This is a genomic window from Corallococcus sp. CA053C (genome assembly GCF_003611675.1).
Lineage (GTDB): Bacteria > Myxococcota > Myxococcia > Myxococcales > Myxococcaceae > Corallococcus.
Genome location: NZ_RAWA01000054.1, coordinates 12981 through 34421, shown reverse-complemented (window position 1 = coordinate 34421; position 21441 = coordinate 12981). Strand labels below are relative to the sequence as shown.

General features: G+C 70.1%; 23 protein-coding genes. 6 read left to right on the top strand and 17 right to left on the bottom strand.

The genetic code is table 11. The annotated features are described in order from the left end of the window. Positions 1-12 precede the first annotated feature (12 nt). Positions 13-165, top strand: a complete 153-nt coding sequence (locus D7V97_RS10285) for an Imm52 family immunity protein (protein ID WP_120610436.1) — start codon at positions 13-15, stop codon at positions 163-165. A gap of 8 nt (positions 166-173) precedes the next feature. On the opposite strand, the gene D7V97_RS10280 is transcribed toward D7V97_RS10285, so the two are convergent. The 3 genes from D7V97_RS10280 to D7V97_RS10270 form a co-directional block, all read right to left on the bottom strand. Then, positions 174-659, bottom strand: a complete 486-nt coding sequence (locus tag D7V97_RS10280) for a cupin domain-containing protein (RefSeq protein ID WP_120610435.1) — start codon at positions 657-659, stop codon at positions 174-176. Positions 660-687: 28 nt separating this feature from the next. After that, positions 688-1068, bottom strand: coding sequence for a helix-turn-helix transcriptional regulator (locus D7V97_RS10275; RefSeq protein ID WP_120610434.1), 381 nt, complete (start codon positions 1066-1068; stop codon positions 688-690). Between the two features lie 158 nt (positions 1069-1226). Then, positions 1227-1736: a hypothetical protein gene (locus D7V97_RS10270; RefSeq protein WP_120610433.1), complete on the bottom strand. Its 510-nt coding sequence runs from the start codon at positions 1734-1736 to the stop codon at positions 1227-1229. Positions 1737-2059: 323 nt separating this feature from the next. On the opposite strand from D7V97_RS10270, the gene D7V97_RS10265 reads away from it, so the two are divergent. After that, positions 2060-2326 carry a hypothetical protein gene (locus tag D7V97_RS10265; RefSeq protein WP_120610432.1) on the top strand — a complete coding sequence of 89 codons (267 nt, stop codon included), beginning with the start codon at positions 2060-2062 and terminating at the stop codon, positions 2324-2326. Between the two features lie 17 nt (positions 2327-2343). On the opposite strand, the gene D7V97_RS10260 is transcribed toward D7V97_RS10265, so the two are convergent. Then, positions 2344-2733 carry a response regulator gene (locus tag D7V97_RS10260; RefSeq protein ID WP_233582633.1) on the bottom strand — a complete coding sequence of 130 codons (390 nt, stop codon included), beginning with the start codon at positions 2731-2733 and terminating at the stop codon, positions 2344-2346. 302 nt (positions 2734-3035) lie between these two features. On the opposite strand from D7V97_RS10260, the gene egtB reads away from it, so the two are divergent. Both egtB and egtD read left to right on the top strand, forming a co-directional pair. After that, the gene (gene egtB, locus D7V97_RS10255; protein WP_120610431.1) at positions 3036-4373 is read left to right on the top strand and encodes an ergothioneine biosynthesis protein EgtB; all 1338 of its coding nucleotides are present in this window, start codon (positions 3036-3038) and stop codon (positions 4371-4373) included. 7 nt (positions 4374-4380) lie between these two features. Beyond that, positions 4381-5406: an L-histidine N(alpha)-methyltransferase gene (gene egtD / locus D7V97_RS10250; RefSeq protein ID WP_120610430.1), complete on the top strand. Its 1026-nt coding sequence runs from the start codon at positions 4381-4383 to the stop codon at positions 5404-5406. 83 nt (positions 5407-5489) lie between these two features. Here the strand turns inward: egtD and D7V97_RS10245 are convergent, their stop codons facing one another. The 6 genes from D7V97_RS10245 to D7V97_RS10220 form a co-directional block, all read right to left on the bottom strand. Then, positions 5490-5678, bottom strand: coding sequence for a hypothetical protein (locus tag D7V97_RS10245; protein ID WP_120610429.1), 189 nt, complete (start codon positions 5676-5678; stop codon positions 5490-5492). A gap of 277 nt (positions 5679-5955) precedes the next feature. Further along, on the bottom strand, positions 5956-6402 hold the full coding sequence (locus D7V97_RS10240; RefSeq protein ID WP_120610428.1) for a CoA-binding protein: 447 nt from the start codon (positions 6400-6402) through the stop codon (positions 5956-5958). Positions 6403-6521: 119 nt separating this feature from the next. Continuing rightward, entirely contained in the window at positions 6522-7061 is a 540-nt protein-coding gene (locus D7V97_RS10235; protein WP_233582632.1) for a hypothetical protein, read from the bottom strand. Next, positions 7062-7505, bottom strand: a complete 444-nt coding sequence (bacM, locus tag D7V97_RS10230) for a bactofilin BacM (protein ID WP_120610427.1) — start codon at positions 7503-7505, stop codon at positions 7062-7064. It abuts the gene before it with no gap. 3 nt (positions 7506-7508) lie between these two features. Then, positions 7509-8402: a ParB/RepB/Spo0J family partition protein gene (locus tag D7V97_RS10225; protein WP_120610438.1), complete on the bottom strand. Its 894-nt coding sequence runs from the start codon at positions 8400-8402 to the stop codon at positions 7509-7511. A gap of 109 nt (positions 8403-8511) precedes the next feature. Further along, positions 8512-9303, bottom strand: a complete 792-nt coding sequence (locus D7V97_RS10220; protein ID WP_120610426.1) for a ParA family protein — start codon at positions 9301-9303, stop codon at positions 8512-8514. A gap of 1194 nt (positions 9304-10497) precedes the next feature. Between D7V97_RS10220 and D7V97_RS10215 the strand changes: the two genes are divergently transcribed. Further along, complete coding sequence (locus D7V97_RS10215) at positions 10498-11448, top strand: hypothetical protein (RefSeq protein ID WP_120610425.1); 951 nt, start codon at positions 10498-10500, stop codon at positions 11446-11448. Positions 11449-11555: 107 nt separating this feature from the next. Continuing rightward, positions 11556-12509 carry an oxidoreductase gene (locus D7V97_RS10210; protein ID WP_120610424.1) on the top strand — a complete coding sequence of 318 codons (954 nt, stop codon included), beginning with the start codon at positions 11556-11558 and terminating at the stop codon, positions 12507-12509. Here D7V97_RS10210 and D7V97_RS10205 read toward each other — a convergent pair. The 7 genes from D7V97_RS10205 to D7V97_RS10175 form a co-directional block, all read right to left on the bottom strand. Continuing rightward, positions 12499-13329, bottom strand: coding sequence for a helix-turn-helix transcriptional regulator (locus tag D7V97_RS10205; RefSeq protein WP_120610423.1), 831 nt, complete (start codon positions 13327-13329; stop codon positions 12499-12501). The two genes, D7V97_RS10210 and D7V97_RS10205, sit on opposite strands and share 11 nt — an antisense overlap. Positions 13330-13602: 273 nt before the next feature. Continuing rightward, positions 13603-14256 carry a 16S rRNA (guanine(527)-N(7))-methyltransferase RsmG gene (gene rsmG / locus D7V97_RS10200; protein WP_120610422.1) on the bottom strand — a complete coding sequence of 218 codons (654 nt, stop codon included), beginning with the start codon at positions 14254-14256 and terminating at the stop codon, positions 13603-13605. Positions 14257-14332: 76 nt separating this feature from the next. Then, on the bottom strand, positions 14333-16180 hold the full coding sequence (gene mnmG / locus D7V97_RS10195) for a tRNA uridine-5-carboxymethylaminomethyl(34) synthesis enzyme MnmG (protein ID WP_120610421.1): 1848 nt from the start codon (positions 16178-16180) through the stop codon (positions 14333-14335). Between the two features lie 415 nt (positions 16181-16595). Beyond that, a complete protein-coding gene (locus D7V97_RS10190) occupies positions 16596-17171 on the bottom strand; it encodes a hypothetical protein (RefSeq protein WP_147444762.1) in 576 nt (191 codons plus the stop codon). A gap of 132 nt (positions 17172-17303) precedes the next feature. Further along, the gene (locus tag D7V97_RS10185; protein WP_120610419.1) at positions 17304-17981 is read right to left on the bottom strand and encodes a glutathione S-transferase family protein; all 678 of its coding nucleotides are present in this window, start codon (positions 17979-17981) and stop codon (positions 17304-17306) included. A gap of 74 nt (positions 17982-18055) precedes the next feature. Continuing rightward, the gene (locus D7V97_RS10180; protein ID WP_120610418.1) at positions 18056-18529 is read right to left on the bottom strand and encodes a macro domain-containing protein; all 474 of its coding nucleotides are present in this window, start codon (positions 18527-18529) and stop codon (positions 18056-18058) included. Between the two features lie 29 nt (positions 18530-18558). After that, entirely contained in the window at positions 18559-21375 is a 2817-nt protein-coding gene (locus D7V97_RS10175) for a pitrilysin family protein (RefSeq protein ID WP_199728763.1), read from the bottom strand. Positions 21376-21441: the final 66 nt, after the last annotated feature.

Genomic DNA, 21441 nt, shown 5'->3' with positions numbered 1-21441 from the left:
GCCCCCGTCCAGGTGGAACACCTGCCGGACCGGGGCACGCTCATCACCCTCACGCCGGAGAAGTTCTCCGTCTCCAACCCGGCCCACCTCGCCCTGGCCGCCGACGTCCAGGCCCGCCTCCAGGACGCGGGGCTGCTCCGCCCCCTGCGCCCCTGGGGCACCTGACGCCAAAGTCAGCGCCGACCGGGCTTCGCCAACCTGCGCAGCAGCCCCTCGTGCGCGGGATGCCGGGCCACCATGGCCTCCGCGTCGGGCAGCTCGAAGTCCGCGAAGTCGAACCCGGGCGACACCGTGCAGCCCACCAGCGTGTACGCGCCCAATGGCTCCGCCGCCTGGAGCACCCCCGCCGGTACCAGCACCTGCGGCTGCTCGCCCTTGGACACGTCCCGGCCCAACACCGCCGTCTCCAGCCGGCCGTCCTCGTGCACCAGGTGCAACGCCAGCGGCTCCCCGTCGTGGAAGAGCCACAGCTCGTCCGAGCCCACCACCCGGTGCCACGCGGAGAAGATGCCCCGCGTCAGCAGGTAGTAGATGGCCGTGCCCGCCGACCTGCGACCCCGCAGCGTCTGCACCTGGAACGCCGCCCGGTAGGTCTCCCGGTAGTAGCCGCCCTCCGGGTGGGGCTTGAGGTCCAGCCTGCGCACCAGCTCGTCGACCATGGTGGCCCCAGTCTAACGCCCGCGTCGCTCAGGGCTTCTTCTTCTGCTGCTGCATCGCGGACGCCACCAGGTTCATCAGCTTCAGCTGCACCGGCGTCAGCCGCCGCAGGTTGCGCATGAGCCGGCGCATCTCCGGCGGCTCCTCGTCGGTGCGCGGCTTCGGCTTCTCCTTCGGCGGCGGCGCGGCGAACGAATCGTCCAGCCCCAGCATGTCGTGCGGCGGGATGTTCAGGACGACGCACAGCCGGCGCAGGTTCTGGACGCTGGGCAGCATGTGGCCCCGCTCCAGCCGGCCATACACCTCCGACGCCATGCCGATGCGGTCCGCCACGTCCGCCTGGGTCAGGCCCATCCGCACCCGCACCGAGCGCGCCGCCGCGCCGAGGATGCCCGCCAGTTCAGTGTCCATGCCCAAAGTCCCCGGTAGGATGCGCCCCCATGGCCGCGGGCGCACGGCATAACCCTGAAGGTCGGGTCATGTCACCATACCCCTGGCGTTTTTCAGCCCCCCATGGCCCCTCCCGCGCCCTTGCCTTTTCCGCCGCGCGGGGAGGCCGGCCCGACACCTCAGGGCGACGACTGCACCAGCGGCGTGCGCCGACGCTCCGCCGCCGTGAACAGCAGCGCCAGCGGCAGGCCCATGAAGAGCGCGTGCCACACAATCTGGAGGAACTGCGGCGCGTCCAGGAACCAGGGGAAGTAGCCGCGCGCCAGGAACTGGAAGTCCACCAGCCACACGAAGATGCCGAAGAGCATCCCCACCGCCGCCTGGAACTCCCAGCGTCCGCGCCCGTCCGTGGGCAAGAGCGCGTCCAGCAGCGAGTACACGAGCCCCCAGCCCGCGGAGATGGCCAGGTGCACCGCCAGCCCCACCGCCACCGCCAGCCCCGTGGACACCTGCGGCGTGAAGGCCGGCGTCCCCAGCACCACCGCCGCGCTCATCCGCACCGGGTAGAAGGGGCTGTCCCCCGCCGCCACCGCCAGCGCCGTCTCCGCCAACGCCAGCAGCACCCCCGCGGCCACGCCAAAGAGCAGCCCGTTCGTCACCGACCAGGGGGTGGGGGTGCGCCGTTCCATGGTTGCCTCCTCGGGCATGCGGGCCCGTCCGCGCGCGGGTCCCTGGGCTCAACGCTGCGCACCCGCGAGGAAGAGGGCAGCCACCCCCCACCGCACGCCCGCCGCACCGGGGCCCGGCCTTGCGGACGACCTGCCTCCGCTCGCCTGGAATGCCGCTCCCGGAAGGCCGCGCGGAGCCGTCATTTCTTCCTCCTACGATTTCGGGGGCTCCGTAACTTCTTCAGCCCTCGCCCGTCTGGCTGGCGTGAAAGTGCCTGGAATTCCCGGGACCGCTGGCAGGCACGAGGTTCGCAAGGACACGGGGTGCCAAGGAAACCGAGCCCGTGTCCCAGTCCGCCCGAAATCGCCTGTCCCATCCGTACCGCGTTCACTACGCGCCGCCCGCATGGCGGGAAGTGGGGCGCATGTCCGCCGAGGTCTTCGAGGCCCTGCAGCAGGCCCTGCTGGGGCTGGCGGAGCGGTCGCGGAACCAGGACTCGTCGGTGGGACCGTCGCGCTACCGCGTGGAGGGCCACGACCTGGAGCTGCTCTACGAGCGCGATCCACGGGCCAGCACCCTCACCCTGCTGGCCGTGAACCGCATGCGCTGACGGCCTGCCGCCAGCGCTCAGGCACTCCGGCCGGTCAGCCGGCTCACGCTGGTCACCAGTTCGTCCGGGATGATGGGCTTGCGCAGGATGCCGTGCGTCCCAGGCAACGCTTCGGTGACGACGGCGGTGAGCAGCAGCACGGGCACGTCCTTCAGCTTGGGCCAGTCCGCACGCAGCCGACTCAGGAACTCCGGGCCGTCCATCACCGGCATCCGCAGGTCCAACAGGATGAGGCACGGCGACTTCACGTGGACCAGCTCCTCCAGGGCCTCGCGGCCGTTGGCGGCGACCACCACCTCGTAACCTTCCCCCTCCAGGATTTCGGCGACGGCGGCGCGGACGTCTTCATCGTCCTCCACCACGAGCACGGGCTTGCGCGGTGCGGGCTGGGCCATGCGGTACAGCATACGGACCCCCTCCCCCACCCAGGCCATGGCAGCCCGGAAAATCCCGATGACTGGTGGACACATGCCAGACCAGAAATGCCCACTTCCCGGGATTCATGGCGCGGGAAGTCATCGTCTCTTTTGAGCAAAAAGCATCACCCCGGGAGCAGACACCCCCGACGGTGGGCCCCTTGCGGGTTAGGACTCCGGGTCATCACGGAGGGGATGCCGGCTCGCAAACGTGTGGTCCCTCACGCGGACCCTGCACCGGGGGAGTCCGGGGGGTTAGCGAGGCCCCGAGCCCCTTCCTACCTTGGACGACCATGTCGATGAGGGCCACGCAGCAGGCAGGAGCAGCACCCTGGAGGTCGGAGGCGGATTGGAAGGCGCGCGCCTGGCGGGAGCTGGAGGCGGCGCGGGCCCGCACGAGGGCGATGCTGGAGCCCGTGCCGGAGGCGGAGCTGATGCGGCAGCACTCGCCGCTGATGTCGCCGCTCGTCTGGGACGTGGCCCACATGGCCAACTACGAGGAGCAGTGGCTGTTGCGCGCGCTGGGGGCGCCGGCCATCACCGACCCCGCGTTCGACGCCATCTACGACGCCTTCCGCCACCCCCGGAACACCCGCGCCACGCTGCCGCTGCTGGAGCCCGAGGCCGCCTGGGCCTACGCCACGCGCGTGCGTGAAGCGGTGCGCGTGCACCTGGAAGCGCTGCCCCCCCAGAGCGCGGATCCGCTGCTCGCGGACGGCTTCGTCTTCGGCATGGTGGCGCAGCACGAGCAGCAGCACGCGGAGACGCTGGCCGCCACGCTGCAGTTGATGACGGACGTGGAGTACCTGCCCGTGGAGGCGCTCCGCCCGCGGCCCGGCGCGGTGCCACAGCACGAGGTCTTCATCCCCGGAGGCCCGGTGCCCCTGGGCGGCAGCGACGCGTGGGCCTACGACAACGAGCGCCCCCGGCACCTCGTGGACGTGGCGCCCTTCCTCCTGGACGCGCACCCCGTCACCACGGGGGACTACCTCGTGTTCGTGGAGTCCGGCGGCTACGAGGACGCCCGCTGGTGGGACCCGAAGGGCTTCGAGTGGATCCAGGCCGAAGGGCTGCGCCACCCGCTCTTCTGGCTGCCGCAGGGCCAGCACGTGTGGCTGCGCCGCCGCTTCGGCACGGTGGAGTTGCTCCCCAAGGACGAACCCGTCCAGCACGTGTCCTGGTACGAGGCGGACGCCTACGCGCGCTGGGCCGGCAAGCGCCTGCCCACGGAAGCCGAGTGGGAGAAGGCCGCGCGGGGCAGCGACGGCGTGGAGCGCGCGTACCCCTGGGGGAACGACGCGCCCACGGACGCGCACGCCAACCTGGGTGGCGCGCGCTGGGGCCCATCACCCGTGGGCAGCCATCCGCTGGGCCGCAGCGCGGACGGCGTCTTCGGACTCCTGGGGGACGTCTGGGAATGGACCTCCAGCGACTTCCAGCCGTACGCGGGCTTCAAGGCCTTTCCGTATCGCGAGTACTCGGAGGTCTTCTTCGGCACCGCGTCGAAGGTGCTGCGGGGAGGCGCCTGGGCGAGCGCGCCGGTGGCGGTGCGCAACAGCTTCCGCAATTGGGACTTCCCCATCCGCCGGCAGATCTTCGCCGGCTTTCGCTGTGCACGGGACGTGAGGTGAGGGGCGCATGAGGCTGAGGACGGAGCAGAGCGAGGGACAGGTTCCGGGCACCGACGCGGCACCGGGCGTGCGGGTGGACGTGTACGTGAAGCCGGGGGACGCGCAGCGCGCGCTCCGGGAAGAGGTGCTCCAGGGCCTGTGCCAGTCCGGCCCCAAGGAGCTCTCCCCCAAGTGGCTCTACGACGAGCGCGGCAGCCAGCTCTTCGACGACATCACCCGGCTGCCGGAGTACTACCCGACGCGCCGCGAGCGCGAAATCCTGCACGCGCACGCGGACGACATCGCCCGGCTGAGCGGCGCGGACACGCTGGTGGAGCTGGGCAGCGGCACGAGTGAGAAGACGCGCCTGCTGCTGGACGCGATGGACGCGGCCGGACAGCTCAAGCGCTTCGTGCCCTTCGACGTGAGCGAGGCCTTCCTGCGCAAGGCGGCGGACGGGCTCGCGCACGAGTACCCGCGCATCGCGGTGCACGCCGTCGTGGGCGACTTCGAGCACCACCTGGGGCGCATCCCGCGGGTCGGCCGCCGGCTCATCGCCTTCCTGGGCGGCACCATCGGCAACCTGAAGCCGGCGCAGCGCGCGCTGTTCCTGCGCGAGCTGTCCTCGGGGCTCAGGCCCGGAGACGGGCTGCTGCTGGGCACGGACCTCATCAAGGACCGCGAGCGCCTCTTCGCCGCCTACAACGACAGCGCGGGCGTGACGGCGGACTTCAACCGCAACGTGCTGCGCGTGCTCAACCGCGAGCTGAACGCGGACTTCGACCCGGAGGCCTTTGAACACCTGGCCCCGTTCGACGAGACGCACGCGTGGATCGAGATGCGGCTCATCTCCCGGAAGGCCCAGTCCGTGTGGATGGGCGACCTGGAGCGGCGCGTGGACTTCGCAGAAGGCGAATGTCTGCGCACCGAGGTGAGCTGCAAGTTCTGTCGAGAGCAGGTGCAGACGGAGCTGCGCGACGCGGGCCTGGACCTGTCCGCCTGGTGGACGGACGCGGACGGCGACTTCGCGTTGTCGCTGGCGATGAAGCGCTGAGGCCGTGAGTCCCGCCCGGCGCGCTCCTTCGTGGGGCGCCGGGCCAGGGACCGGGGTTCAACCGACGACGTACGACGTACGATTCAACGGCGGCGCGGCGGGTTGCGGCGCACCGGCACGGGCACCGGGGCCGGCTCGGCCGGGCGGGTCCACGCGGCCCAGAGCGCTGCCGCCGCGGTGATGACCAGGCCTCCCGCTGCTGCAAGCTGCTCACCCAGGGCGCCAATCTCCACGACGGCCAGGGGGAGGGGAAGCATCTCGGTGAGCGTCATGCGCGGACTCCTTACGAGGGGCACAGCGTGAGGACCTGATTCGGGCCGGGACGGGAGCTCGACGCAAGTCGGGAGGCTTAGGTTAGGAAGTCGGACGGCTTTCGGGAAGTCCCGGTGTGTCGTGATGACGGGGCGTGGACGGAATTGCACCTCGGAGTGAGCCCGATGTCCATCCCCTCCCAGTCATACCCGCGCGAAACCATCACACGTTTCACGTAATCCGGCCCCGGAAGCCGCGCAGGACGTTCATGCCTGCTCGCCCTTCGTCGCGCGGGAATCACCCGTGCGGATGATGCGTCCGCCACTCCACCATCATGCAGTGGTCCTGCACCACCTGGATGCCGGCGCGGGCCAGGCGCTCCGCCGCGGCATCGTTGCGGATCCCCTTCTGGAACCACACCGCGCGAGGCTTCTTCGCCAGCAGGTCGTCCACGTGCGTGTTGATGTCGTCCGGCCGCAGGAACACGTCCACCACGTCCACCTCGCCGGGCACGTCCTTCACGGACTTGTATGCGGGCTCGCCCAGGATGGTCCCATGCTCGCCGTGCGTGGGGACGGGGAACACGGTGAAGCCGTGGTCCTTGAGGAACTTGGGGATGGCGTGCGCGGGCTTGTCCGCGTGCGAATCCGGGCGGATGCCCAGCACGGCCACGCGCTTGCCGCTGCCGAGCAGCGCGCCAATCGCCGTGGGGCCTTCGATGAGGTTCTTGCGCCAGTCGTCCATGGGCTGCTCCTTGTGGGAGCGCGTATCGAACGGGACGAGGCAACCCGCGCACAACCCAGCGCCTGACGTGGGGGACGGGAAGCGTCCGCCGCAGGACGTCCGACTTCAGCGGGGCGACTTCAGCGGGGCGCGGCCTGGACCTGGATGGTGCGGCAGGCCTCGGTGGCCAGGCGCACCTCTTCGGAGGACGCACCGGGCAGGCTCGCGCAGAGGAACAGATCATCCCCCACGCGCCGCGCGCCGAAGAACGCGGGGACTTCCGCGCCCAGGCCTCCGTCCGCCAGCGACGGGGCCAGCGTGACGCGCAAGAGGGAGAAGGACGTCGTGTCCTCCTCCTGATCCAGCGACAGGGTGAAGTTCTTCATCTGCTCGCGGACGGTGTCCGCCAGCTTCTCCGAGGAGGGCATCTGTCCGCCCTGCCCCGGCTTCAGGTCCACGCGCAGCGCCGGGCGGCCGGGAGGGCCCGCCTGGAAGCTGCCATCGGTGGCGACCTGCGCGGACCACCCGGGCGGCAACGGCACCTTCACGCCCGAGCGGAGTCCCGCGTCCTCCGCCAGACTGCTGGAGGACGGGGTGTCCTCCTGGCAGCCCCGGCATCCCGCGAGCAGCGCGAGGGTCACGAACGCGACCCCGCGCACGCTGGACGGGAAGACGGACACCTACTTCTTCTCGCCCATGGGAGGCGGCGGGTTGCCCTTGCCGATGTTCTCCATCTTGAGCGAGCCCTCCAGGATGGCGCCGCGATCCATGGTGAACGACGGCGTCTCCAGGTTGCCCTTCATGCGACCCGGCTGCTTCAGCTCGATGAGCTGGGCGGCGCGCACGTTGCCTTCCACCGTGCCATTGATGATGACGGTGCCGGCCTGGATCTCCGCCTGCACACGGGCGCCATCCCCAATGACGAGCACGTCCTTGGTGATGATCTGCCCGTTGAACTTCCCGTCAATTCGAACCTGACCTTCGAAGGTGAGCTTCCCCTCGAACTCGCTTCCCTTACCCAGAAGCGTGTGAACCTCACCCGGACGCGTCGACACGAAATCCTCCTCCCGTTTGAACAGGGGCTTGCTGGGTGCTTCGTCTTTCTTCCCGCCAAGGAGCGCCACGCCCTACTCCTTCCTCAGAAGCTTCAACAGCCGATCCAGGTCATCGTAGGAGAAGAAGTCCACTTCCAGGGTGCCTTTTCCCGGGCTTTTCTCCGACAAACGCACCTTTGTCCCCAATCGACGTTGCAGCTCTTCGGTGAGTGCCTTCACCTGCGGGCTCACCTTGGGCGCCGGCTTCCCGGCGTCCTTCTTCGGCGACCGGCCCTGCTGCACCAGTCGCTCCGTGTCGCGCACGGACAGCTTCTTCTCCGTCACCTGGCGCGCCAGGTTCTGCAGCTCCGGCAGCCGGGGCACGCCCAACAGCGCGCGCGCATGTCCCATGCTGAGCGACCCGTCCGCCACCATCTCCTTCACGTCCGGCGGCAGTGCGAGCAGGCGCAGCGCGTTCGCGACCGTGGAGCGCTCCTTGCCCACCCGCTGGGCCACCTGCTCCTGCGTGAGCTTGAACTCCTCCACGAGGCGCTTGTAGCCATCCGCCTCTTCAATGGGGTTCAGGTCCGCGCGCTGGAGGTTCTCCACCAGGGCCAGCTCGAAGGCCTGCGCCTCGGTGACCTCCCGCACGATGGCGGGGATGTCCTTGAGGCCCGCGGCCTGGGACGCGCGCCAGCGACGTTCGCCGGCGATGATCCGGTAGCCGTCCCCGTCCTTGTCCTTGCGCACGAGGATGGGCTGGAGCAGCCCCTGCGCCTTGATGGATTCGGTGAGCTCGTGGAGCTTCGTCTCGTCGAAGTGGCGGCGGGGCTGGAGGCTGTCGCGGTGGATGGATTCGATGGCCAGCTTCAGCACGCCGGCCTTCGCGGGCGCGTTGGCCGCGGGAGCGGCGGGGGCCGCCTGGGGGATGAGCGCGGAGAGGCCCCGTCCCAGGGCTCGCTTCTGGTTGTCTGCGGTCTTCTGCACGGCGGTCAGGGACTCCCGCGCCAGCGTGGTGCCGGCGCCTCGGGCCTTCGTGTGTCCCCCGGCGAACCGGGGCACGCGTCAGTCCATTCGCTTCAAATGAGCAGGGCGATCAGGCGACCCGGCGCTTGGGTGACCGGGGGGTCTCCCGGCGCATCAGCTCCCGGCCGAGCGCCAGGTAGCTCTCACAGCCCTTCGACTTGATGTCGTAGAGGATGATGGGCTTGCCGAAGGACGGGCACTCGGACAGGCGCACGTTGCGCGGCACGACGGCCTGGAAGACCTGATCCTTGAAGTAGCCGCGCACCTCGTCCACGACCTGGTGGGCGATGTTGGCGCGCGCGTCGAACATGGTGAGCAGGATGCCCTCCATCTTGAGCGCGGGGTTCAGGCCCTGCTTCACCAGGTCGATGGTGTGCGTGAGCTGCGACAGGCCTTCGAGCGCGTAGTACTCGCACTGGAGCGGGATGAGGACGGAGTCCGCCGTCACCAGCGCGTTGAGCGTGAGCAGGCCCAGCGAGGGCGGGCAGTCGATGATGATGTAGTCGTACTTGTCCTTGAGCGGCAGCAGGGCTTCGCGCAGGCGGAACTCGCGCCGCTCCTGGTTCACCAGTTCGACCTCCGCGCCGGTGAGGTCGGGCGTGGCGGGGATGACCTGGAGGAATCGCAGCTCGGTGGGGTGGATGAGCTCCGAAGCGGGACGTCCGCCGAGGAGGGCATCGTAGACGGTGCCATGGAGGGCATCGCGCTTGAGACCCAGGCCGCTGCCCGCGTTGCCCTGGGGGTCCATGTCCACCAGCAGGGTGCGGCGCTCCGCGGACGCGAGACTCGCCGCGAGGTTGATGGCGGTGGTGGTCTTGCCCACCCCGCCCTTCTGGTTGGAGATGCAGATGATACGACCCACGTGGCCCATCCTCTCTCGCCCCGGGTCCACCGGAGCCCCGCGCACTATTGAGTGCTCGAGACGCACGAACTGGTGCTGATCAGGCAGCTAGCACGGGGTTCGCGGACGGATCAAATTCACGTCCGAGAAGAGATGAAACCCCTGCCAGGTCCCTTGCTCGGGGACCGTCACGCGCGGCGGAACGGACAGCGCGTGGGCTGGAATTCGCGCGGAGGACCGGCTGGAAGGGGGTTGGTTTTTTCGGGGGGTCGGCGGCGGGAAGTCGGCGCGGGTGGCTTCGGTCGGTTCGCCTGGTGCGGGTCGGTGGTCGCTGACTTCGCGTCCGGCGCTGGCGCTTCGTGGACCGGCGCACCGTTCCACGTGGAACAGCGGCATGCCGGATCCAAGGCGATGCGGTCGCGCGACCCATCCAATGCTCCGCCTTCAATGGGTGTGCGGTTCGTCCCCCGGCTTCGCCCAAGCGGTCTTCAGGTGACGGAGCAGCTTGAACCGAGGTGCGGTGTTCCACGTGGAACATGGCCATCCTCAAGATGCCTCAGCACCTGTCGAACGAGGCCCGGTGAACCCTGAACCGGACGGGTCTTCATTCCCGCCGCCAAGCCCTGGCCCAAGCACCGCTGCGCTCACGCGGATCCGCGGTCCCGCCACATGCCCTCCGCGGTCTGACGCATCAGGAACGCGCACGGTCTCCGGCCTTCTTCACGGCTTCACATCCACCCTTCGGAAGAGTCGTCCCGGCGATTCGGAAGCAGCCATGAGGTTGAAGTCGCAGGGAGCAGAAGGGCCCCGTCTTCGCGCATGTTCCACGTGGAACACGCATCACGTTCCCCAGCTCTCCGCGGGCTGATCACCTCGCCGTGAGGGCACGTGGAAAGGGGCCTCGCCCAGCCCCCCTTTCAATCCCTGCACCCGAAGCGGTCCTCCAAAAGCGCCGCTGGACCCCAGGCCTCCGTGGGCACGGTGTTCCACGTGGAACATGGCCTCCCGCCTCGCTCCGTCCCTTCCGCGAAGTCCCCGCGCAAAGGGAGTCGGCTTCCCTTCCGGGATGTTCCACGTGGAACAACGACTGGCCGTGGCTGAGGCACGGGAGCATTGAAAGCGACCTGGCTTCCCGCCCCATGTTCCACGTGGAACACGCCCCTTCGCCTGTGCTGCTCCCATACGGTGGCACCCTCCCCTTCCCCCTCCGCGCCCATGTACCTCCGCTCCTCCGGGTTCCCGCTGCTCATCGCCCTCGCCTTGTCCGGCGGCGGTCCTGCATTGAGCGCGGGTGCTCCGCCCGCGGTCACTCCGTTCAAGTTCGCCTGGCCCGTGCCTTCGCGCGTGGGCATCACGGAGCGGGTGGTCAGCGAACGTGAAACCGTCACGCTGAAGTACGACGCCGTGCTCACTGCTCGAAAAGCAGGCACGGGCTTCGAGCTCCACTTCGAGAACCTCCAGCAGGTCGAACCGGACGGCCGAAAAGACACGGCCGACACGAAGGCGCTCGTCGCCACCTTCACGAAACCCACCCTCGTGCTCTCCGCGACCGGCGCCCTCACCGGACTCGATGAAGTGGACCCGGCGTTGGGGCGCGCCGTCACCGTGCTCGAACCGGCGCCGGAGGCCCGTGAGTCCCTGCGCTCCCGCTGGGACACCCCCCTCTTCCAGACCCTGCTGCGGGACCGGGCCGAAGACACGTGGAACGCCTGGGTGCAGACGTGGAGCGGCGTGGCGCTGGCACCCGGACAGGAGCGCACGCAGACCGTGCGGATCCGCCACCCCAACGGCCCCCTGGAGCAGCGCTCCACGCTTCACCACCGGGGCGCGGTCGCGGGCACACCCGGCGCGGTGCGGCTGGAATGGGAGACGGCGCTGGATGGCGCGTCCTACCGCCAGGTCATCGCGCGGAGCCGGGAGCTGCGGTGCAACACGGCGCTGGTCCGAAACCCTTCCGACCCGTGCGCCGCGGAGGTCCTCGAGTCCGCGAGCAACATGACCACCGTGGAGCTCGTCACCGAACCGGACACGCTGCGCCCCCGCTCCGTCCGCACCGAGCGGACCGAAGCGTTCACCGTGAAGGGGCAGCCTCCGGTCCTCCGGCGCGAGACGCGGACCTTCGACTTCGAGTGGCCCCGGAAGGCGAAGCGGACGACGCCCCGCTGACTTGGCGACGCGACGCACCGGCCGCCGGCGCGCGGATCCTGGTGTTACGGGACATGGGATGAAGGGACGCCCTTTTCACGGAGGCCGCCCACCGTCAGGTTGCGGCCATGACCTCGAAACAAGAACCCCTGCGTTCGGGCTACGGCGCACGGACGACGGCGCGCGAAGTGATGGGTGACCGCCGGCTCGATGGCGTCATCGCCGTGGTGACCGGTGGCTACGCGGGCATCGGGTTGGAGACCACGCGCGTGCTCACCGAAGCCGGTGCGACCGTCATCGTCCCCGCGCGCACGCCGGACAAGGCCCGCGCGACGCTCGCGGGCCTGGAGCGGGTGGAGGTGGAACACCTGGACCTCGCCGCCCCGGCCACGATTGATGCCTTCGCCGAACGCTTCCTCGCCTCCGGCCGCCCCCTGCACCTGCTCATCAACAACGCCGGCATCATGGCGACGCCGCTCGCGCGGGATGCCCGGGGATTCGAATCCCAGCTCGCCACCAACCACCTCGGCCACTTCCAGCTCACCGCGCGACTCTGGCCCGCGCTGCGACGGGCGAACGGCGCGCGCGTGGTCTCGCTGTCGTCCCGGGGCCACCGCCGCGCGGGGATGGACTTCGAGGACCCGCACTTCGAACGGCGCCCCTACGACAAGTGGGTCGCGTACGGTCAGTCGAAGACGGCGAACATCCTCTTCGCGCTCGGGCTCGATGCGCGCGGGGAGGCCCACCGCATCCGCGCGTTCTCGCTCCATCCCGGAGCCATCGTCACGGAGTTGATGCGGTCCATGTCGGAAGCGGAGGTCCGTGCCGCCATCGAGTCCTCGAACAAGGTGTCGCCCCTCAAGACGACCGAACAGGGTGCGGCGACCAGCATCTGGTGCGCGACGAGCCCCCAGCTCGACGGCCGGGGCGGCGTGTACTGCGAGGACTGCGACATCGCGGAGGTCGTGGGCGCGGACTCGCCCGTGCCTCGCGGCGTGATGCCGTGGGCGGTGGACAAGAACGCGGCCGAACGGCTGTGGGCGATGAGCGAGGCGTGGACCGGCGCGAGGCTCAGCGGGTAGCGCGGGGGACCAGCTTCCGCGCGCGCTCCAGGCACTGCCCGGGACGGGGCGAATAGAGCGAGACGCGGAGCGCGTGACCGTCCGCATCCGCGTGCGAGAGCGTGACGTGTTCGAACTCCACGGGACCCACGTCGGGGTGGATGAGCACCTTCAACCCCTCGGGGATTTCGACCACGTCATGCTCGTTCCAGATGCGCGCGAACTCCGGGCTCACCTCCGCCAGCGCGGTCGCGAGCGCATCGAACTCCGCCCGGTCGGCGGCGCGCGCGGCATCGAGCCGGAAGCCCGCCACGGCCCGGCGCGCATCGACTTCCCACCCCGGCATGAGGGCGCACCGCTCCGGGTTCATGAACAGGGCCCACAAGCCGTTGCGCTGTTCGACGGGCGTGCGGATCAGGTCTCCCAAGAGGCTGGCCGCCGCGTCGTTCCAGGCGAGCACGTCCCAGCGTCGGTTCGAAACCAACGCTGGAAAGGGATGCGCATCGAGGATCCGCCGGAGCGTGTCGCTGACCGCGGCGGTCGAAAGCTCCGGACGCGCCGCCGGTCGTCCATGGGCCAGATCGAAGAGGTGCGCGCGCTCCGTCGGAGTCAGGCGCAGCGTCCGCGCGAGGCGCTCGAGCAACGGCTCCGACACGTGGATGTCCCGCCCCTGCTCGAGCCACGTGTCCCCACTGATGCCGACGGCGGCGAGACGGGCCACTTCTTCGCGACGCAGGCCCGGCGTGCGCCGCCGAGGACCGGTAGGCAGGCCCACCTCCTCCGGACGGACTCGTGCACGGCGACTGCGAAGGAACCGCGCGAGCTCCTCGCGCCGAGGCATCCGTGGAGTACCCGTCGTCACGCCGCCGCACGTCAGGCGAACCTTCCGCGCGACACCGGCGCGTTTCATCCGCGCTTCACCGCGAACGAAGGCCGCCAGAACGTGGGCCGCAGAAACGAGAACGGCCCCGAACCGCGAATTGAAACCGCCCGTTTCGTCCGCCCCACCGCGAGCACAGGCGGCCAGAACCAGGACCACAGAAACGAGAACGGCCCCGGAGAGGAAACTCCGGGGCCGCGCTGCTGATCAACGCCCTGCGAAGTGCACGCTCCCCTACCCCTTCGCGAACACCGCGACCTGTCGCTCCGCTCCGGAGAACGGGAGCCGGTAGGACCGCGCGGACACGACGCGCAGGTTCCGCTCCGCCGCGCGCGCTTGCAGCTCCGTGTCCGGCTGCGCCTTGCCGAGCATCGCCACCACGCGCCCACCCTCCTCCACGTACGCGGGCGCCAGCGCGAGCCAGTCCGGCAGGTCCATGAACGCCCGCGCGATGAGCACCTGCGCGCGCGGAATCCCTTCCGTCTCCGGCTTGCCCTCCGCGCGCGCGTGCAGTCCGCGCACGCCAGTGAGCCCCAGGCTCGCCGCCGCCGCCTTGATGAACGCGACCTTCTTGCCCACCGCGTCCACCAACGTCACGCCCAGCGTCGGCAACACCAGCTTCAACGGCAGTCCCGGGAAGCCCGCGCCCGCGCCCAGGTCGAGCAGCGTCGTCGCGCCCGTCACCTCCGGCAACACCGCCAGCGAATCCAGGAAGTGCTTCTCCAGCACCTCCTCCGGCGCGGTGATGGCCGTGAGGTTCACCTTCGCGTTCCACTTCAGCAGCTCCGCCATCAGGCGCTGCAGCCGGGGGCCCACGTCCTCGCCCACCGTCACGCCCAACGCACTGCATCCCGAGGCCAGCAGATCTGCGAACCGCGCGTTATCCACAACACCTCCACCACGAAGGGGCACTCAAGCCCCCGGAATTGCTCAGGGGACAGAGATCCCCAGAATTGCCCACACCTTATCCACAGCCCTGTTCCTGATCACCCGCCGCCCCGTTTCCCCGCTTTAGCGCGACCAGCAGCAGCGACACCGCCGCGGGCGTGAGGCCCGGAATCCGGCGCGCCTGCCCCACCGTTCCGGGCCGCAGCGACGTCAGCTTCTCCACCGCCTCCGTGCTCAGCCCCCGCACGTCGGTGAACCGGAACGCCTCCGGGATCCGCCACCGGTCGGACGCCTCCGCCTCGCGCGCCGCCGCCCGTTCGGCCTGGGCGATGTAGCCCTCGTACTTCACCTCGACCTCCACTTCCTCGGTGACATCGGAGGCCAGTGCGGGAAAGTCCTCGCGGCCTTCGGCGAGCTGCGCGTACGTCACCTCCGGGCGCTTGAGCCGCAAGGACAGGCCGGTGCGCTTGAGCCGCGCCACCTCTCCCGCCACCGCGTGGGCCCGCGCTTCGGCCCGCTCCAGCGCCTCCTTCGGCAGCAGCCCCACCCGGTGCCCGTGCCGTGCGAGGCGCAGATCCGCGTTGCCTTCACGCAGCTTGAGCCGGTGCTCGGAGCGGCTGGTGAACATGCGGAACGGCTCGTCCACACCCCGCGTCACCAGGTCGTCCACGAGCACCGCGCCGTGCGCCTCGTCCCGCCCGACTTGCAGCGCCGGTTCGCCCTTCACCTTCAGCGCCGCTTGAATCCCAGCCCACAGCCCCTGGAACGCGGCCTCTTCGTAGCCGGAGGTGCCGTTGAGCTGCCCCGCGAAGTACAGGCCCTCGACGGCCTTCGTCTCCAGCGTGGCGTGCAGCTGAGTGGGCGGCGCGTAGTCGTACTCCACCGCGTAGCCGTAGCGGACCACCTCCACGCGGGACAGGCCCGGAATGGTGCGCAGGAAGTCCAGCTGCACGTCCGCGGGCATGCTCGTGGACAGGCCCGCCGGGTACACCAGCGGCGACGTGGGGCCCTCCGGTTCGAGGAACACCTGGTGCCGTTCGCGCGCGGCGAAGCGCACCACCTTGTCCTCCAGCGACGGGCAGTACCGAGGCCCCCGCCCCACGATGTCCCCCTGGAACAGCGGCGAGCGGTGCAGGTTGTCGCGCAGCAGCTGGTGCGTCGCCTGCGTCGTCGCGGTGAGGCCACACATGACCGCGGGCTGACGCGGGAACGGCAGCCCCCGCGCAAGCTCCACCTGCGTGCGCCAGGAGAGCGGCCGCACCGCGGTGTCCCCGGGCTGCGGCGTCACGGCGTCCCAGTCGATGCTGTCGCGAGACAGGCGCGCGGGCGTCCCCGTCTTGAAGCGGCCCAGGGTGAAGCCCAGCGCGTGCAACGATTCGGACAGGCCGCGCGCGGCGTCGTCGCCCAGCCGGCCGCCGACCTCCTTCTGCTCGCCCACGTGCATCAGGGCGCGCAGGAAGGTGCCGGTGGTGAGCAGCACCGCGCGGGCGATGACGTGGGTGCCATTCCCCAGCACCACGCCCTTCACCCTCCCCTCTTCCGCGACGACGGAGGCAACCTCGCCTTCGAGCACGGTGAGGTTCGGTTCGTGGAACAGCACCGCCTGCATGCCGGCGGCATAGGCGTCGCGGTCGCAGAGGACGCGGGTGGCCTGCACTGCCGGGCCCTTGGAGGGATTGAGCGTCTTGAAGTGCGTGCCCGTGAGGTCCGCCACGCGACCCATCTGTCCACCGAGCGCATCCAGTTCGCGCACCAGGTGGCCCTTCGCGGTGCCTCCCACGGCGGGGTTGCAGCTCATCACGGCGGCGCGTTCGCGCTTGAGGGTCACGCCCAGCGTGGACAGGCCCAGACGCGCGCAGGCGAGCGCCGCCTCGCACCCGGCATGGCCCAGGCCCACCACGACGATGTCGTATCGGAGTTCCATCGGCTCGCGTGGGGTATCACGCCCCGGCGCGTCCATGGCAAGCCGGGGGCGGGACGAAGGCCGTCCGCCTGACGGTCCCCTCCCCTGCTCGCGAGCGGCTTCAGGGCCGGAAAAAGACAGACATGCTCCCGGATGGAAGCGGGCGCGAGGCGGACAGTGGGAGGGGTCGCGACAACGCTGCCCGCCCCGCGCACAAAGGGCATCCATGGGACCTGCTACGTGCACGAGTCCCCCGGTCTCGTGCCTTCACAGGGCGTCGCGCACACGAGGAGACGGGCCTGCCCGTGCGGTGAGGGCGCATGGGGTGTCGGACTCGAACCTGCGAGGCCGGCCACCTTCCCGTGTGCGCGACAGGGAAGGGTATAGCGAAGGGGTCTGACATCCGGGCTTCCGGGGGCCCGGGTCCGACCTCCGGTCAGCGCGTGGCCGGCGGATTCGCGGTGGGGCAGTGCACGTTCTCCGGGCAGCGGCCTTCGGAGCGGGGGATGCACGCGCCGCAGCACTCCATCTCGTCCGGCTTGCACGCGGGGACGCACGGGCCGCACTGCACCACGCCGCCGCAGCCGTCCTGCGCCGTCCCGCACCTCAGCCCCAGCGAGGAGCACGTCGAGCGCTGGCAGATGCACCGGTCGTCCACGCAGGACTCATTGGGTTTGCACCCGGGCTTGCACGCGCTGGTGGGGGCGCCGGACTCCTTCTTCGGCCCCGCGGGCACCGACGGCGCCACGCACCGGCCTTGCGAACAGGTGCCGGCCTCGCAGTCCCCACAGTCGATGAAGCCGCCACAGCCATCCGGCGTCCGGCCACAGGAGACCATCGCCTGCGAGCACGTCGCCGGCGCACAGCCGTCCAGCGCCACGTTGTCGCGCGACGCGCTCCCCGAGGCCCGCACCGCATCGCCCCGGCCCGACGTGCACGCCGCCGACAGTCCCAGCACCACGAACAGCCCCGCCCACCGGCCCAGGCTCCGCACCGCTTCCATGTCGTCCACTCCCTCGCTCCCGACGCATGCACGCCCGGGAGGCTTGAACGGGCGAGCCGCCAAGGAGGTCTTGCGCGGGCCCGGGGCGCATCATGCGCACGCCCGGGCCACTTGTCCGGAGTCAGTGGGGCAGGGGAGTGCTCAGCGTTGGATGAGCGAGCGCGCGCCTTCAATGCGCTTCGCCGCGGTCGCCGCATCCTCCTGCTTGCGAGGCGTGGGCACGTCCAGCCCGCGCTGGGAGGCGGGCCGATTCTCGATGGCGGCGAGCCACCGCTGCACGCCCGGCAGTCCGTCCACGGACACGCCGGCCCAGTCGTGCGAGCGCACCCAGGCCCAGTTCGCGATGTCCGCGATGCTGTAGTCCCCGGCCAGGTATTCGTGGTCCTTCAGCCGGCTCTCCAGCACCGTGTACAGGCGGCGCGTCTCGTTCTGGTACCGGTCGATGGCGGGCTGGAGCTTCTCCGGGAAGTAGCGGAAGAAGACGTTGGCCTGCCCCTGCATGGGGCCCACGCCGGCCATCTGGAACATCAGCCACTGGAGGACGCGGGAGCGCCCCTTCGCGTCGGTGGGCATCAGCCGGCCCGTCTTCTCCGCGAGGTAGATGAGGATGGCGCCCGATTCGAAGACGGCGAAGTCACCCTCCGCGCGGTCCACGATGGCGGGGATGCGGCCGTTGGGGTTGATGGCGAGGAACGCGGGCTGCTTCTGCACGCCCGTGGAGATGTCCAGCGCGTGCACCGTGTACGGCAGCGCCAGCTCCTCCAGCGCCACCGACACCTTGAAGCCATTCGGCGTACCCCACGTGTACAGGTCGATCATCCGCGTACCCTCCCGCTTCCAAAAAGGAAGTGCCCACGTCTAACGGGGGCAGGGGAGGGGCGCTCGCCAGAAGTTCACGTCCGCTTCGAGGGCCGGAAGCGGACGACGCGCACGTCGAACGCGGGCGCGTCCCCCAAGGCCTCGCGCATCAACTCCAAAGCACGCGCCTCGTCGAAGCTGCCGGAGCCCGCGCCGATGATGGGAAACGCCAACGACCGGAAGCCATGCTCCCCGGCCCGCTTCAGCGCGTGGTGCACCGAGTCCTGGATGGAGCGCGCGGACGCCCGCCACAGCATGTCGATGCCCGCGACGTGGATGATGCCCTTGAAAGACAGACGTCCCGGCCCCGTCACCACCGCCGAGCCCAGAGGCATGGGCCCCACGCGCGCCAGTTCGCGGAACGGCGCCGTGCCGCCCCGGCGCTTGATGGCCCCGGACACCCCCTGGGGCAACAACAGCCACCAGGGGATGATGTTGCGATTCCACGCGTTGACGATGGCGTCCACCGGCTGGTCCAGCAGGTCGCCTTCCACGAGGGTCACGGACATGGGCGAAAAACCTTACACAGACACGGAGTTCAAGGCGACGCCGGCACGCCGATTGGCGTCTGCGCCTGCTTCGCGGCTCCGGCGAAGTCCCCCGCGCGCACGACGGTGGCCTTGCCCCAGTCCACATGGTTCGCCAGGGCCTTGCGCACGTCCTCCGGCGTCAGCTTCTGGAGCTTCGCCTCAAGCTCCGCGTCGTACTTCAGAGTGCGATTGAAGAAGAGGTAGTTGGCCAGTTGTTGCGCCAGGTTCCCGTCCTGCGCCCGCGCGGACTGGCGGTACTCCAGGAGGCCCGCGCGCGCCTTGTCCAGCTCCTCTTGCGTGAAGCCCTTCTGGACCGCGCGGGTGATCTCCTCGCGCATCGCGACCTCCAGCTTCTGGGCATTCTGCGGCGCGTGAATGGCATACGTGACGAACGAGCCCACCGCGTCCAGTTCGCCCGCGTCCACGCTGCTGCCCACGCCATAGGACAGACCTTCCTTCTGGCGCACGCGCGTGGCCAGCCGCGAGTTGAGGAACCCGCCGCCCAGCACGAAGTTGCCCATCATCACGCCCGGCCAATCCGCGTCATCCGAGCGCAGCTTCAACGTCTGTCCCGCGAGGAAATAGGCATTGGCCTTGTCGGGCGTCTCCAGCGCGAGCGCCTTGGGGCCCACGGACTGAAACACCTTCTGCACGCGCGCATAGGGCACCGGGCTCTTCCAGCCGTCGAACAGCGTCCCCGCGAGCGCGACGACCTCCTTCGCGTCGAAGTCGCCCACCACCGCGAGCTCGCCATTCGAGGCGCCGTAGAACTGGCGGTAGAAGTCACGCGCCTGCTCCAGCGTGACGTCCTTCACGTCGGACAGACGCTCCTCCAGCGTGGGCACGTAGTACGGGTGGCCCTTGGGGTAGTGCGCGGACAGCACGCGCCAGAACGCGATGCTGCCCTGGGTCTGGGGTTCGCTGCGCTGCGACTCCAGCGCGGCCAGCCGCTCCTGCTTGAGGACCGCGAACTCCTTGGCGTCGAAGGAGGGCTCACGCAGGACCTCGGCCACCAGCTTGAGGACCGCTGGGAGGTTCGCGCGCGGGCACTCGATGGAGACGCTCGCGCCCAACGCGCTACCGTCCACGCCCACGCGGGCCTTGAGCGTGTCCAGCGCGTCCGCCAGTTGCTGACGGGTGTGCTTCGTCGTGCCGCGCATCAGCATGCGGCCGGCGTAGGTGGCGGCGGGGAGCTTGCCGCGCACGGTCTCCTCGGTGCCCCAGCGCAGCGTGAGCGACAGGTTCACCATCTCGCCGCGCGTCTTCTTGGGGAGCACCGCGTACTTGATTCCGCCAGGCAGCTCACCGCGCTGCACGCGCGATTCGATGTTGGCGGGGGAGGGGTCGAAGGCCTCACCCTGCGCGACGAGCGCCTTGCCCTGGTAGCCGTCCAGCGCCTTCGCCAGGTCCACCGGGGCTGGCAGCTCCGAGCGGTCCGGCTTCGGCGTGGGGAGGAAGGCGCCCAGCGTGCGATTGGAGCTCTTGAGGTACGCGGCGGCCACGCGGGTGACGTCCGCGGGGGTGACGGACTCGATGCGGTCGCGGTGCAGGAAGAGCAGGCGCCAGTCGCCCACGGCGGTCCACTCGGAGAGGAGGATGGCGGCGCGCTCGGAGTTGTTGAGCAGCAGCTCCGTCTGCTTCTCCAGGCTCGTCTTCGCGCGGTTCACCTCCTCCGCGGTGAAGGGCGTGCGCGCGGCCTCTTCCACGGTCTTGATCAGCGCCTCGCGCACGGGGCCGAGGGGCTGATCCTGCCGCGCCTCGGTGCTGAAGCCGACCACGCCCGGGTCGCGCAGCTGGAAGTTGAAGGCCCCGGCGCGCGCGGCCTTCTTCGTCTCCACGAGCGCCTTGTAGAGGCGGCCGGAGGGCACGTCGCCGAGCACCTCGGTGAGCACGTCGATGGCGGCGAAGTCGGGGTGGGCGCCCTCGGGCACATGGTAGAGGCTGGTGAGGAGCTGGTTGTCGCCCACGCGGCGCAGCGTCACTTCCCGCTCACCGTCCTGGGTGGGCTCCTGGGTGTACGTGAGGGGCACGGGTCCGGCGGGGCGCGGAAGCTTGCCGAAGGTGGACTGCACGAGCGCCAGGGCCTTGTCGGGTTGGAAGCTGCCGGCGACGACGAGCACCGCGTTGTCGGGCCGGTAGTAGCGCCTGTAGAAGTCCTGGAGCCGGTCGATGGGGACGTGCTCCAGGTCCGCCTTGGCGCCGATGGTGGCCTTGCCGTAGTTGTGCCAGAGGTAGGCGGCGCTCATGGTGCGCTTGAAGAGGATGCCGCGCGGGTCGTTCTCGCCGGACTCGAACTCGTTGCGCACGACGGTCATCTCACTGTCGAGGTCCTTCTGCGCGATGAAGCTGTGGACCATGCGGTCCGCCTCGAACGCGAGCGCCCATCGGAGGTTCTCGTCCGAGGCGGGCAGGGTCTCGTAGTAGTTGGTGCGGTCCAGCCAGGTGGTGCCGTTGGGCCGCGCGCCGCGCTCGGTGAGAGCCTGGGGCACGTTGGGGGTGGTGGGCGTGCCCTTGAACATCAGGTGTTCGAGCAGGTGCGCCATGCCCGTCTCGCCGTAGCCCTCGTGCTTGCTGCCCACGAGGTACGTGATGTTGACCGTCACGGTGGGCTTGGTCGGGTCCGGGAAGAGCAGCACGCGCAAGCCATTGGGCAGGCGGTATTCGGTGATCCCCTCCACGCTCGTGACGAGGGCCGGGGCGGACGACTTCGCCAGTGCGCGCGTGGGTGCGGTGGCGGCGGGCTTCGCGGCCGGGGCGCGGGCCCACACGGGCGGGCCCGCCACGAGCAGGACAGCCAGCAGGGCGAGCGGGGTACGACGCGGCATGCGGTCCTCGGGGTGCGACGGAGTGGGCACGGGACTTCTAACCGTCCCACGGGGTCCCGCCATCCC